Annotated in this window: 10 protein-coding genes and 1 pseudogene; 8 read left to right on the forward strand and 3 right to left on the reverse strand. The window is 71.3% G+C overall.

Annotated elements, in window-relative coordinates; genetic code table 11:
• Positions 1-13 precede the first annotated feature (13 nt).
• A complete protein-coding gene (locus ABZ471_RS21340) occupies positions 14-892 on the reverse strand; it encodes a hypothetical protein (RefSeq protein ID WP_359068345.1) in 879 nt (292 codons plus the stop codon).
• On the opposite strand from ABZ471_RS21340, the gene ABZ471_RS21345 reads away from it, so the two are divergent.
• The 3 genes from ABZ471_RS21345 to ABZ471_RS21355 all read left to right on the forward strand — a co-directional run bounded on the left by ABZ471_RS21345 (position 882) and on the right by ABZ471_RS21355 (position 2,390).
• Positions 882-1,205, forward strand: a complete 324-nt coding sequence (locus ABZ471_RS21345; protein WP_359068346.1) for a hypothetical protein — start codon at positions 882-884, stop codon at positions 1,203-1,205. The two genes, ABZ471_RS21340 and ABZ471_RS21345, sit on opposite strands and share 11 nt — an antisense overlap.
• Before the next feature lie 388 nt (positions 1,206-1,593).
• The gene (gene panD / locus ABZ471_RS21350) at positions 1,594-2,013 is read left to right on the forward strand and encodes an aspartate 1-decarboxylase (protein WP_359068347.1); all 420 of its coding nucleotides are present in this window, start codon (positions 1,594-1,596) and stop codon (positions 2,011-2,013) included.
• Positions 2,014-2,045: 32 nt separating this feature from the next.
• A complete protein-coding gene (locus tag ABZ471_RS21355; protein ID WP_359068348.1) occupies positions 2,046-2,390 on the forward strand; it encodes a GNAT family N-acetyltransferase in 345 nt (114 codons plus the stop codon).
• Positions 2,391-2,944: 554 nt separating this feature from the next.
• On the opposite strand, the gene gndA is transcribed toward ABZ471_RS21355, so the two are convergent.
• Positions 2,945-4,384: an NADP-dependent phosphogluconate dehydrogenase gene (gene gndA, locus ABZ471_RS21360; RefSeq protein WP_359068349.1), complete on the reverse strand. Its 1,440-nt coding sequence runs from the start codon at positions 4,382-4,384 to the stop codon at positions 2,945-2,947.
• Positions 4,385-4,666: 282 nt separating this feature from the next.
• Between gndA and ABZ471_RS21365 the strand changes: the two genes are divergently transcribed.
• Positions 4,667-5,842, forward strand: coding sequence for a transglycosylase family protein (locus ABZ471_RS21365; protein WP_359068350.1), 1,176 nt, complete (start codon positions 4,667-4,669; stop codon positions 5,840-5,842).
• On the opposite strand, the gene ABZ471_RS21370 is transcribed toward ABZ471_RS21365, so the two are convergent.
• Positions 5,832-7,121 (reverse strand): DMT family transporter, encoded by a 1,290-nt coding sequence (locus ABZ471_RS21370; RefSeq protein ID WP_359068351.1) that lies wholly within the window; start codon positions 7,119-7,121, stop codon positions 5,832-5,834. The genes ABZ471_RS21365 and ABZ471_RS21370 overlap by 11 nt on opposite strands.
• Before the next feature lie 174 nt (positions 7,122-7,295).
• Here ABZ471_RS21370 and ABZ471_RS21375 point away from each other — a divergent pair, with 174 nt between their 5' ends.
• The 4 genes and pseudogenes from ABZ471_RS21375 (at position 7,296) to ABZ471_RS21390 (ending at position 13,013) form a co-directional block, all read left to right on the forward strand.
• A complete protein-coding gene (locus tag ABZ471_RS21375) occupies positions 7,296-8,102 on the forward strand; it encodes a (2Fe-2S)-binding protein (protein WP_359068352.1) in 807 nt (268 codons plus the stop codon).
• Positions 8,103-8,142: 40 nt separating this feature from the next.
• Positions 8,143-9,294 (forward strand): annotated as a pseudogene (glgA, locus tag ABZ471_RS21380) (glycogen synthase).
• Between the two features lie 50 nt (positions 9,295-9,344).
• Positions 9,345-10,565: a glucose-1-phosphate adenylyltransferase gene (gene glgC, locus ABZ471_RS21385; protein ID WP_359068353.1), complete on the forward strand. Its 1,221-nt coding sequence runs from the start codon at positions 9,345-9,347 to the stop codon at positions 10,563-10,565.
• A 126-nt stretch (positions 10,566-10,691) separates the two neighbouring features.
• Entirely contained in the window at positions 10,692-13,013 is a 2,322-nt protein-coding gene (locus tag ABZ471_RS21390; protein WP_359068354.1) for a GH92 family glycosyl hydrolase, read from the forward strand.
• The last annotated feature ends 148 nt before the right edge of the window (positions 13,014-13,161 follow it).

Genomic DNA, 13,161 nt, shown 5'->3' on the forward strand with positions numbered 1-13,161 from the left:
GATGCCCGGCGTATCAGGCCACGTTCGCGAGCTTCTGGCGCACGACGATCGCGTTGAGCCGCACCGCGAACGGTGCGGTGTCGGTGAGGCCCAGGGTTCCCACACGGGACTTGCCGAAGCCGATGGTGACGTCGGTGCAGAAGGCAACGGCGTACAGGTGCGGGCCGGCTTCCTCGTCCTGGAGGGCGAAGAACAGATCGCGGTAGTAGCTCGTGCGGTCCGGCCCGACTTCGTAGTACGCCAGTCCCGGTTCGCCCTCCTGCGCCGCGAGACCGGTGAAGGCATCCACGAGGTCGCGCTCGACGATGTCCCAGAACGAAGCCTGAGCCGCCTCGGGCGGGAGCGCCTGGCGGACCGCCTCCTTGAGGGAGAGCGCCATCACGGCGATCGGCGCCTCCTCCTGGAGCCCCCAACCACGGACCATCGTGACGATGTCGCTGTCAGGAAGCATGGCGGCGGCATCGCGGATATGTCCGAAGTCGTAGTTGACGGTGGCGGGCGCGATTGCCTCCTGGAAGGCACGCCCCAGGGCCTCCGCTTGGACAAGATGAGCCTCTCCCACCGCGGTGGCTGTCTTGAAACAGGCTGCCAACTTTCCCTCCTTAAACATTTTGTTGCACTGGTGAGGCGTCAGTATGCCGCAGCGGTGCGCCACCACGACCGGCAGGGCACCGGTGCGGCAGGCGCCCGTGTTCGATACGTGGCCCGGTCGCAACGACCGGACGTCCTCCGCCTGCCGCCCGGGCGCGCCCGGGGCGACGTCAGGTGCTCGTGCCGCTGATGCCGGATCGTCATGGACGCGACGACCGTGACGCACGACGAGCGACTTCGCTTCCAGGGCGCACAGGACGCGGAAGGCCTCGCCCACACGCTCCAGGCGGTTGAGTGTCATCCGTGTCTGCGCCCTGGACCGTCTGCGTGCATCCGGCGAGCTGCACGCCACCCTGCGCCTGGCGCTCGCGTGGCTGACCGAACTGACCGAACTGACCGAACTGACCGAGCGGGACCGCGGGGACGTGTTCGCCGACCAGGCCGCCAGCCCGCTGACGGCGGAGCGGGACGATCTCGCCTCGGTGCTGTCCCGCAGCGCCGGCCACGGCGATGCCGTACCGGTGCGGCTGGCAGTCCGGAGAAAATGCCTGGCGGGCCCGGGCCACGAACTGGGGAAAACTGTCGTGGTCGGTGCGAAGCCAGGATTCTCCTAACCCAGGTGAGCCGGGTCACCTATTCAGTGTCGTAAATCATCAAGGTCGGGGTGAGGGCGAAGAAGGGTGAGTTCTTCTGCTTTGCCTTTCAATCTGTGAAGTATATCGCCACCAGGGACGACAAGTATTTTCTTTACGGGCCTTCTCGGATTTCGGTGCACGGTGTGACCGGTGAATGTCGACTGCTCAGCATTCAGGAATCATTCGCAGGGGATCCTTTCAGTCGTCGCTCACGCCGATGACGCCGAACCGCTTTCGGGCGACGTGACGGGGATCTCGATGCGAGTCCCGGCTGACGGTCCCTATTCTGGTCGCCGTTGATAGGGTGTGAGAACAGCCCTTGACCTGCAAAAACGCAGGCAGGGAGCCAAGATTCGGGAGTACCTAGATGCTGCGCACCATGTTCAAGTCGAAGATCCACCGCGCCACCGTCACCCAGGCCGACCTGCACTACGTGGGATCGGTGACCATCGACGCCGACCTGCTGGACGCCGCCGACCTGCTGCCGGGCGAGCTGGTGCACATCGTCGACATCACCAACGGCGCCCGCCTGGAGACGTACGTCATCGAAGGCGAACGCGGCTCCGGGGTCGTGGGCATCAACGGGGCGGCCGCCCACCTCGTCCATCCCGGAGATCTGGTGATCATCATCAGTTACGCTCAGGTCACCGACGCCGAGGCGCGGGCGCTCCGGCCCCGGGTCGTGCACGTCGACGCCGGCAACCGGATCGTGGCCCTCGGCGCCGACCCGTCCGAGCCGGTGCCCGGCTCGGACCAGGAGCGCAGCCCGCAGGCCGTAGGGGCCTGACCGGCGGACGACGACCAGGAGCGTGCGTGCCCATGAGTGACATCGAGATCCGTGACGACCGGGCGGCGGGCCGTCTGGAAGCCGTCGGCGACGGCGAAGTCGCCGGTCACATCGAGTACTTCGTCCTCGAGTCACCCGCGCGCGCCCTGGTTCCGGTCCACACCATCGTGGAGCCGGCCCACGAGGGCAAGGGCATCGCCGGCTCCCTGGCCCGCGAGCTGTACGCCACGGCCGAGCGCGAGGGCATCCCGGTCGCCCCGCTGTGCCCGTACGTCGTCAAGTGGGCCGAACGCCACCCCGAGGCGGCCCCGCCGGCCGACCCGGAACTGCTCGAGGCCGCGAAGGACTGGCTGCGGGCCCACCCGGGACGGTTCTGACCCTCGTCCCGGGACCGGCTGCGGGGCCGGTGGGTGCAAACAGGTGAGTGGCCGCGCGGCACTCGGGTACGCGGGGGAGTAGTCCAGAGGCGACGTCCAGCGACCGCCCGGAGGCCCCCCATGACGACCCCATACCCCGACCCCGCCTCCCCGGGCCCGCCCCCGGCCCCGGGCCCCACCCCACCGGACCCCTACCCCAGTCCGGTCCCGCCCCCGGAACCAGGACCGGGCCCCGGCCCGGGTCCGGCACCGGAACCCCCGCCACTTCCACCGCCGCCGGCCCCACCCCCGGCCCCACCGGAGCCGTCACCCTCTCCGATACCGCCGGGCCCCGAGCCCGTACCGAACCCGGAACCGGGCCCACCCCTCACCTGAAATCCGAAGGGGGCGCGGGGAACTGCGCGACCGGCCACGACACACCCGCACCCGCGACACGGCAGTTCCCCCGCCCCCTGGGCGCACCCGAGCCCCCTAGGCCCGAGCCCCCTGGGCGCACCCGAGCCCCCTAGGCCCGAGCCCCCTAGGCCCGAGCCCCCTGGGCGCACGGAACACCCCTACGCAGAAACCTCACTCCGGTCCCCGCCCCACAGCGTGTGGAACGAGCCCTCCCGGTCCACCCGCCGATACGTGTGCGCACCGAAGAAGTCCCGCTGCCCCTGTGTGAGCGCCGCAGGCAACCGCTCGGCCCGCAGCGCGTCGTAGTACGCCAGCGCCGCCGCGAAGCCCGGCGTCGGCACCCCCTGCCGGGTCGCCGCGACCAGCACCTCACGCCAGTCGTCCTGCGCTGCGGCGATCTCCTGCGCGAACGTCTCGTCCGACAGCAGGCTCGGCAGGTCGGCGCGAGCGTCGTAGGCGGCGCGGATGCGGTCCAGGAAGGCCGCGCGGATGATGCAGCCCCCGCGCCAGATCGCGGAGACGGCTCCGAGGTCGATGTCCCAGGCGTACTCCTCGCTGCCCGCGGCGATCTCGTGGAAGCCCTGCGTGTACGACACGATCTTCGACGCGTACAGCGCCTGCTCCACCCGGTCCGCGAACGCGGCGGCCTCCGCCTCGCCCAGAGCCTCGGGCTTCGGGCCCGCCAGGTCCCGCGAGGCGGCCCGCAGCGCCGCGTGTCCGGACAGCGACCGGGCGAACACGGCCTCGGCGATTCCGGACACCGGCACGCCCAGGTCCAGCGCGATCTGCACCGTCCAGCGGCCGGTGCCCTTCTGCTCGGCCTGGTCGACCACCAGGTCCACGAACGGCCTGCCGGTCGCCGCGTCCACGTGGGACAGCACCTCGGCGGTGATCTCGATCAGGTACGAGTCCAGACGGCCCGTGTTCCAGGTGCGGAAGATGTCCGCGATCTGCGCGGGGGAGTACCCGGCGACGTCCCGCAGCAGCTGGTAGGCCTCACCGATCAGCTGCATGTCGGCGTACTCGATGCCGTTGTGCACCATCTTCACGAAGTGCCCGGCACCGTCCGGGCCGACGTGCGTCACGCAGGGCGCCCCGTCCGCCGCCTTCGCCGAGATCTTCTCCAGCATCGGACCGAGGGAGTCGTAGGACTCCTTCGGTCCGCCCGGCATGATGCTCGGCCCGTGCAGAGCGCCCTCCTCGCCGCCGGAGACGCCCATGCCGACGAAGTGGATGCCCTGCTCGCGCAGCGCCTTCTCACGGCGGCGGGTGTCCGCGAAGTGCGCGTTGCCCCCGTCGATGATCATGTCGCCGGGCTCCAGGAGCGGGGCGAACTCCTCGATCACCGCGTCCGTCGGGCCGCCGGCCTTGACCATGATGACCAGCCGGCGCGGCCGCTCCAGCGCCGCCACGAACTCCTCGGCGGTCTCGGCCGCGATGAAGTCCCCCTCGTTCCCGAACTCCTCCACCAGCGCCTTCGTCCGCGAGACCGTACGGTTGTGCACGGCGACCGTGTAGCCGTTGCGCGCGAAGTTCCGGGCGAGGTTGCGGCCCATGACCGCAAGACCCGTGACGCCGATCTGCGCTGAAGTGCTCATATCGCCTGCTCCCTAGCTGCCTCGTGACTACGGCTCCGTCAGTACGGGCCCTCGCCCATCCTGACGTGCCGTTCCGGCGAGCGCACATCCGACCCGCCACGCATGTTTACGGACGGAAGGCGCCCGTCGCCTCAGCGTGGCCGCCGCTCGCGGCCGATCCCGCCAAGGAGGGCCGGTTCCCGGCCACTTGGTGACGGCATGCGGCCGATTTTCCGTCTTGTCATGGCCTGTTCGCGGCGCTTACTTTTGCCGCTCCTGACGCATGCCGAGGGGATTTCGGACATGGCCGTACGCGGCCGGCATCGCCGGTACCAGCCGAGCAGGATCAACCGCGCCTCACTCACCGTCACGGCGGGCGGCGCCGGCCTCGCGATCCCGCTGGTCGCCGCGGGCACCGCCGACGCGGCCGACGCGGCCACCTGGAACAAGGTCGCCGCCTGCGAGTCCAGCGGAAATTGGAGCATCAACACCGGCAACGGCTACTACGGCGGACTGCAGTTCACCCAGTCCACCTGGGAGGCGTACGGCGGCACCCGGTACGCGCCGCGCGCCGACCTCGCCGGCCGGGACCAGCAGATCGCCGTGGCCGAGAAGGTCCTCGACGGACAGGGCCCCGGCGCCTGGCCGGTCTGCTCGGTACGGGCCGGGCTGACCTCCACCAGTGGCGCACCCGACCTGCACACCGAGAGTGCCGCGACCCGTCCCGCCAGGACCGGTTCGGTACGGGACGTGCAGCCGCAGACGACCCCGCAGTCCCGCGCGGGCAGGGCGGAGATGTACACGGTGGTGCACGGCGACACGCTCTCGGGCATCGCCGGCGAACACCACGTCCAGGGCGGCTGGCGCCGGCTGTACGCGGGCAACCGTGCCGCCATCGGCTCCGATCCGGACCTGATCCTGCCGGGCCAGCGGCTGAGCCTGCGCGCCGCCGCCTCCCCGGCATCCGACACGCACACCGAGAGCAAGCCGAAGGCCCCGAAGAAGAAAGCTCCTTCGCAGAGGAAAGCCCCTTCGGAGAAGAAGACCTCCCAGCGCCCGGCGTCCCACGGCAGCCACTCGCTCGTCGCCCCGGTCAGCGCGACCATCGGCACCGGGTACCACGTCGCCGGTTCGCACTGGTCGAAGGGTTACCACACCGGGGTCGACTTCCTCGTGCCGACCGGCACCTCCGTCCGGGCCGCGGCGGCCGGCCACGTGGTCGCCGCGGGCTGGGGCGGATCCTACGGCTACCAGGTGGTCATCCGGCACGCCGACGGGCGCTACACCCAGTACGGCCACCTGTCCGCCATCTCCGTGCGCGCCGGGCAGAGCGTGTCCGCGGGGCAGCGCATCGGCAGGTCCGGGTCCACCGGAAACGTCACGGGCCCGCATCTGCACTTCGAGGTGCGGACGGGGCCCGGTTTCGGTACGGACATCGACCCGGTCGCCTATCTCCGGGCCGGCGGCGTCAGGATCTGACTCGCGTACGGTGCGGGACCGGGAACGGCACGAAGTAGCTCGCGGACAGCGGGGTGTAGAACGTCTGGAGAGCGGGGGCGGCCGACGGGGCGCCGCCGCTCTCGCCGTTGCCGTCCGGGGCCGCCACGATCACGTCCTCGAGGGCGGGCACGTCCGGGAGACCTGAGCCGTCGGGAACGGGCACGCCCGGGAGGCCGGGGCCGTGGAGGCCCGAGCCGTCGGGAGCGGGCACGTGCGGCAGGCCGGAGCCGCCCGGCACGCGCAGGTCCTGCGGCACGGGGCCGGCCACGACCTGCCCGGACTTCTCCGGAACCGCCTCGTCGAGGACCGTCTCCTGCGGCTCTGTCTGCGCCGCCGAACGCTGCCGCGGCACTCTCCCGAGCAGCTCGTCGCCCTCGGACACGGCCGACGCGGTCGACGCGCCCTCCGGCACCGGCTCCGCAGCCGGGACACGCTCCAGCCGCTCCGTCGTCAGCAGGATCAGGCCGCCCGCGGCCACCACGCCGCAGCCCAGGGCGAGCACGGTGCCCGTGGTGCCGTAGCGGAACGTCTCTCCGAACATCAGGATGCCGACCGCGGCGGCCAGCACCGGGTTCACCACCGTCAGCGTGGCCAGCGGTGCGGCGAGGCCGCCGCCCCGGTAGGAGAGCTGGGACAGCAGGACGCCGGCGGTCGCGAACACGCCGATCACCGCGAGGGACCACAGGTCGCCGAGGCTGATCCCGCTGTCCCAGTCGACCGCGACGGTCTTGGTGAACACCGACGACATGCCGAACGCCATGCCGGAGGCGGTGGCGAGCAGCACGCTGCGCACGGCCGGATGCCGGTGCACCGCCAGGCCCGCGCACATCAGCGCCGTGACCGCCCCGCCGGTGACCAGCGCGAGGGCCAGACGCTGGGCCGCGTCGAGGGAGTGCGTGTCGGCCGAGCCGACCAGGGACAGCAGGCCGGCGAGGCCCATCGTGGCCATGATCGCGCCCCGCCAGGCGGCCGCCCCGGCCCTGCGGCCGACGAACAGCGCCGCCATGGGCAGGGCGAAGACGATGGTCAGCGCGCCCAGTGGCTGCACCAGGCTGAGCGGGCCGCAGGCGAGCGCCACGACGTGCAGCACGCCGCCGAGACCGTTCAGCGCCAGCGACGCCCACCAGCCGGCCCGGCGCAGCGGCATGTACGAACCGTCGGGAGAGGACACCGCGACCTGCTCCTGCACGATCGCTCCGCCGGCGTAGGCGACGGCGGAGACGAACGACAGGAGCACGGACAACGCGAGTGCGCTCATGGACGGCTCCTCTGCGTGAGGCGGGACCCCTGGGCCCGGAGCGTACGGTCGGCTTCCATGGTCAACACTCTGCCCGGTCGGGCTCTTCCCGTCGTCGTACCTGAGCACGCAATGGGTCCTACTGCCGATGGAGTACGCAGACCGTGCGATCATCCCCAAGGGGGGTGACCGTGGGTGGAGATCCCGGTTCCCGCGCCACGACCGGGCCTGGTACTAGTGCTCCTCGTGGACCTCGACCTCGACCCCGATCTCACCGCCCTCCGCCGGCTCGGCGGCTTCTTCGTCCTGCGCACCGTCCGAGGGGGATCAGGGCCGGTTTCCGAGTCGTTGCCGACGCTCGCCGAGACCTACGCAACGGCAACGCCGGATGTCCACCGGAACGCGCTCACCTTCCGTGTCGACACCGTCGGGCACCGCCTCCGCACCACTGAACCGCGTGTCGCCGCCTCCATCGCGCACCAGGGCCTCGCCGCCCGCCTGTGGTCCGCGGCGCTGGCCTGCGCCGCCCTGTACGGCCGGCTGCCCGACCTCGACCCCGGGCTGCTGCGCTGGGACGCCGCCGCCGGCGCCCCCGACGACCTGTGGCTGACCGAGGTGCGCCCGGTGCCCGGGGACGCGGCGACGCTCGCGGACTCCGTGCTGCACGGTCACCTCGAACCCCTGGGGGAGACCCTGACGGCCCGCTACGGCGTCGCGACCGGCCTGCTGTGGGGCAACACCGGCTCGGCGCTCGCCGGCGCGTACCGCGAACTGGACCGCTGGGCACGCGCGGGGGGCCGTGACGAGGTGGCGGACCGGGCCCGCGGTCTCACGGACGCACTCTTCGCCCACCCCCTCCTGCGCACCACCGGCACCCGCACCGGCACGGCCTTCCGTCGTCGCAGCTGCTGTCTGTACTACCGCGTCCCCGGCGGCGGAGTCTGCGGCGACTGCTGCTTCACCCGGCCTCCGCGCTCTTCCCCGCGCGGCGCATCTGGGTGACCATGAGGGGAACCTGCCGCCGGTACAAGGGGGTTGTCGGGTGCGTGTGGGACTGCTGACCCGGGAGTACCCCCCGGACGTGTACGGCGGCGCGGGCGTCCATGTGGAGTTCCTCGCCCGGGAGCTGGCCTCCCTGGTGGACCTGGAGGTGCACTGCTGGGGCGAGGGACGCGGCGTCGGCGTAGTACGCCACCGCCCCTGGCCCGCCCTCGACGGCTCCAACGACGCGCTGCGCACCTTCTCCGTGGACCTGTCCGTCGCCGCCGCCCTCGAAGGCCGCGAACTCGTCCACTCCCACACCTGGTACGCCAATCTCGCCGGCCACCTCGCCAAGCTCCTGCACGGCGTCCCGCACGTGGTGACCGCCCACTCGCTGGAGCCGCTGCGCCCCTGGAAGGCCGAGCAACTGGGCGGCGGATAGGCCCTGTCGAGCTGGGCCGAGCGCACCGCGGTCGAGGCCGCGGACGCCGTGGTCGCCGTTTCCGGGGCCATGCGGGAGGACGTCCTCGCCTGCTACCCGGCGCTGGACCCGGCGAAGGTGCACGTCGTGCACAACGGCATCGACACCACCCTCTACCGGCCCCACCGAGGCACCGACGCCCTCACCCGCACCGGCCTCGACCCCGCCCGCCCGTACGTCCTGTTCGTCGGCCGGATCACCCGCCAGAAGGGCGTGCCCCATCTGCTGCGCGCGGTACGGGACATCGACCCCGGCGCCCAGGTCGTGCTGTGCGCGGGAGCCCCCGACACCCCGGAGATCGACCGCGAGTTCCGGGAGCTGTACCGGGAGCTGAGCCGGGTCCGCAAGGGAGTGTTCTGGATCCCGCAGATGCTGCCGCGCACGGACGTGATCCAACTTCTCACGCACGCCGCCGTGTTCGTCTGCCCGTCGGTGTACGAGCCGCTGGGCATCGTCAACCTGGAGGCGATGGCCTGCGGCACGCCCGTGGTGGCCTCCCGGGTCGGCGGCATCCCCGAGGTGGTGGAGGACGGCGGCACCGGCCTCCTCGTCGACGTGGACGACGGTTTCGAGGAGAGTCTCGCGCGGGCGCTGGACACCGTCCTCGGTGACCGGGAGACGGCACGCCGGATGGGGGAGGCCGGACGGGAGCGCGCGGTCCGCGAATTCGGCTGGGACGCGGTGGCCCGGCGCACCGCCGGACTGTACGAGGAGATTCTCAAGCAGGCTTAGTCCGGTCTGCTCGGGGCAGCCATGGTTCAAGCAGGGTGAGGGGAGCGGCCATGCGTCGTGGGGGACCTTCGGTGCTCGGAATCGTACTGGCGGGCGGGGAGGGCAAACGCCTGATGCCCCTGACCACGGATCGAGCCAAACCGGCGGTGACCTTCGGCGGCACCTACCGGCTCGTCGACTTCGTCCTGTCCAACCTCGTCAACGCCGACGTCCTGCGCATCTGCGTGCTGACCCAGTACAAGTCCCACTCCCTGGACCGGCACATCACCACCACCTGGCGGATGTCCAGCCTGCTCGGCAACTACGTCACCCCGGTCCCGGCCCAGCAGCGCCTCGGCCCGCGCTGGTACCTGGGCAGCGCCGACGCGATCCTGCAGTCCCTGAACCTGGTGTACGACGAACAGCCCGAGTACGTGGCCGTGTTCGGCGCCGACCACGTCTACCGCATGGACCCGCGGCAGATGCTCCAGCAGCACATCGAGGGCGGTGCGGGCGTGACGGTGGCCGGCATCCGCGTGCCGCGCGCGGAGTCCTCCTCCTTCGGAGTGATCACGCCGGGCTCGGACGGCCGCAGTGTCGAGCGCTTCCTGGAGAAGCCCGCGGACCCTCCCGGGCTGCCGGACGACCCCGAGCGCGTGTTCGCCTCGATGGGCAACTACGTCTTCACCACCAAGGCCCTCATCGAGGCGCTGCACCGCGACGCCGAGGACGGGCAGTCCGTGCACGACATGGGCGGCTCGATCCTGCCCCAGCTCACCGGCCGCGGCGAGGCGCAGCTGTACGACTTCAGCGACAACCACGTGCCCGGCGAGACCACCCGCGACCAGGGCTACTGGCGTGACGTCGGCACCCTGGACGCCTACTACGAGGCCCACATGGACCTGATCGCCGAGCGCCCCGCCTTCAACCTGTACAACCGCCAGTGGCCCGTCTACACCCACTCCAACCAGCTCTCCCCGGCCCGCTTCAGCGCGGGCGGCATCGCGAGCGAGTCCATCATCAGCGCAGGCTGCCTGATCCGCGGTCAGGTCACCGGGTCCGTCCTGTCGCCCGGCGTACGGGTCGACCCGGGCGCGGTCGTACAGGGATCGGTGCTCCACGACAACGTGCGCATCGGCCGGGGCGCGGTCGTCCGCAGCGCCGTCCTGGACAAGAACGTCGAGGTGCCGCCGGGTGCGACGATCGGCGTCAACCCGGAGCGGGACGCCGAGCTGTACACCGTCTCCGAGGGCGGGGTGATCGCCCTGGGAAAGGGGCAGCGGGTCTCCTGACGGACGCGCCGTCAGACCGCTTCCGTGCGCGACGCGTTTGGCGTCACCCTCCCGGAATGCCCGGGTTCGCCTCGTTCGGCCTTCACGATGCTGGCAACGATGTCGAACCTTCGGAGGTCATCCGACATGAGAGGGACCCGGCGTACACGGCTGTGCCTGGCCGGGGTGCTGGCAGCGTCCACGCTGATCGCCACCCCCGCCGCACGGTCCGCCGAGCGGACCGACGGCCACCTCACCGACCTGGTCAACCCGTTCATCGGGACCCAGAACGAGGGCAACACCTTCCCCGGCGCCGCCGTGCCCTTCGGCATGGTGCAGTTCTCCCCGGACACCGGGCACAACACCGGCTACGACTACACGCAGAACCGTATCCGCGGCTTCTCGCTGGTCCATCTGTCGGGCGTCGGCTGCCGGATCGGCGGCGACCTGCCGGTGCTGCCCACCACGGGCGAGGTCACACAGACGGACTACGCCAAGTACGCCGCGGGATTCTCGCACTCCGGCGAGGAGGCGAGCCCCGGCTACTACCGCGTCGGCCTGGACTCCGGCGTCCGCGCCGAGCTGACCGCGACCGAGCGCACAGGAGTGCAGCGCTACACCTTCCCGGCCACCGACAAGGCCAACGTCCTGCTGAACGCGGCCCAGTCGCTGCACCAGCCGGCCGGCGCCGCGGTCGAGATCCTCGACGACCACACCGTGCGCACCGAGATCACGGGCCACGGCTTCTGCCGGGACACCGGCCCCTACACCGTCTACACGATCACCCGCTTCAGCCGGCCCTTCACCGCGTACGGCACCTGGAACGGCTCGACGGTCGCCCCGGGCGCCCGCACCGGAAGCGGCGGTGCCTACGTCCGCTTCGACGCGACGAAGGACCGTACGGTCGAGGCGACCACCGCCCTGTCGTACGTCGACGCGCGCGGCGCCGCCGTCAACCTGCGGGCCGAGGGCGGCCGGTCCTTCGACGCCGTGCGGAACCGGGCCCGCGAGGAGTGGGAGCGGCGGCTGGCGGCCGTGAGCGTCCCAGGCGGCGACCCGGCCCTGCGCCGCACCTTCTACTCGTCGCTGTACCGCTCGTTCCTCGCACCGAACATCGGCAGCGACGCCGACGGCCGCTACATCGGCTGGGACCGCCGCATCCGCCACGCGGACCGGTTCACGTACTACCAGAACTGGTCGCTGTGGGACACCTACCGCACCCAGGCCCAGCTCCTCGGCCTGCTCGCGCCCCGCGAGGCGCGCGACATGGCCCTGTCGGTGGTGAAGGTCGACGAGGACGGCGGCTGGCTGCCCAAGTGGGGCTACGGACCGGTCGAGACGAATGTCATGAGCGGCGACCCGGTCACCCCGTTCCTGACCACCGCCTACCAGATGGGCCTGCTCAAGGGCTTCGAGGAACGGGCCTACCGGGCGCTCAGGAAGAACGCCGACGAGGTGCCGCCCACCGCCTACCCGGGCGTCGGCCGCGAGGCCAACGCCGAGTACATCGCGCACGGCTTCGCGCCCTACATCAAGGGCCGTCCCCTGGCCAAGATGGGCGACTCGGACTACCACCACGGCGCCTCCGTCACCCTGGAGTACGCCCTCGCCGACGCCGTGCTCGCCCAGATGGCCCGCGGTCTCGGCCACACCGAGGACGCCGCCCGCTACGCCGCCCGGGCGCAGAACTACCGGAACATCTTCGACCCCTCCACCGGCTTCTTCCGCGCCCGGGACGCCGCCGGCACCTTCACCGGGGAGGCCGACCCGGCCCGCGGCATCGGCTTCCACGAGGGCACGGCCTGGCAGTACCAGTGGCTGGTGCCGCAGGACCTGCCCGGCATGATCGGCCTGATCGGCGGCGCGCGCGCGGCCAACGCCCGCCTCGACTCCTTCTTCGCCTACGACCGGCTGCTGGCCGACCCCGCGAAGACGGCACGCGAGGTGTGGGTGCACGGGAACGCGTACGACTACTACAACGCCGACAAGTACAACCCGATGAACGAGCCCGACCTCATCGCGCCGTACACCTACCTGTCCACCGGTCAGCCGTGGAAGGCCACGGACGTGGTCCACGGGGCGCTGACGCTCTTCACCGACGGCCCCACCGGCATGACCGGCAACGACGACCTCGGCACCATGTCCGCCTGGAACGTGCTGTCGTCGATCGGGCTCTTCCCGATCCAGCCCGGCTCCGACACCTGGGGCCTCTCCACCCCGGTCTTCGACCGCGTCGACCTCACCCTGGACCGCCGTTTCTGGCCCGGTGGGCAGCTCACGGTCACCGCGCCCGGCACCTCGGCGAGCGACCGCTACGTCCAGTCCGTCCGCACGGACGGGACACCGCACACGCGGACCTATCTGACGACGGATGCACTGCGTTCCGTGCGCTCGCTCGCGTTCACGGTCGGCCCGCGCCCGTCCGAGTGGGGTACGTCACCCCAGGCGGCACCACCGGTACTGAAGTGACCTCAGGAGTCTCCTGAGTCCCGCCCCTTTCGGAGGGGCGGGACTTAATCTGCAGTTAACTGAGCGTAGCCTGATCGTACTTGACCGTAATCGGCTGACGCGTTTTGACTGTTTCCCTGCACCTCCCCCCGTCGTCGACGCGAGGCAA

This window comes from Streptomyces sp. NPDC005728 (assembly GCF_040630895.1).
Taxonomy (GTDB): domain Bacteria; phylum Actinomycetota; class Actinomycetes; order Streptomycetales; family Streptomycetaceae; genus Streptomyces.

Bases quoted from the DNA above. Each gene is read 5' to 3' on its own strand.
- ABZ471_RS21340 (WP_359068345.1), bottom strand. From the start codon at position 892: ATGACACTCAACCGCCTGGAGCGTGTGGGCGAGGCCTTCCGCGTCCTG.
- panD (WP_359068347.1), top strand. From the start codon at position 1,594: ATGCTGCGCACCATGTTCAAGTCGAAGATCCACCGCGCCACCGTCACC.
- ABZ471_RS21355 (WP_359068348.1), top strand. From the start codon at position 2,046: ATGAGTGACATCGAGATCCGTGACGACCGGGCGGCGGGCCGTCTGGAA.
- gndA (WP_359068349.1), bottom strand. From the start codon at position 4,384: ATGAGCACTTCAGCGCAGATCGGCGTCACGGGTCTTGCGGTCATGGGC.
- ABZ471_RS21365 (WP_359068350.1), top strand. From the start codon at position 4,667: ATGGCCGTACGCGGCCGGCATCGCCGGTACCAGCCGAGCAGGATCAAC.
- ABZ471_RS21370 (WP_359068351.1), bottom strand. From the start codon at position 7,121: ATGAGCGCACTCGCGTTGTCCGTGCTCCTGTCGTTCGTCTCCGCCGTC.
- glgC (WP_359068353.1), top strand. From the start codon at position 9,345: ATGCGTCGTGGGGGACCTTCGGTGCTCGGAATCGTACTGGCGGGCGGG.
- ABZ471_RS21390 (WP_359068354.1), top strand. From the start codon at position 10,692: ATGAGAGGGACCCGGCGTACACGGCTGTGCCTGGCCGGGGTGCTGGCA.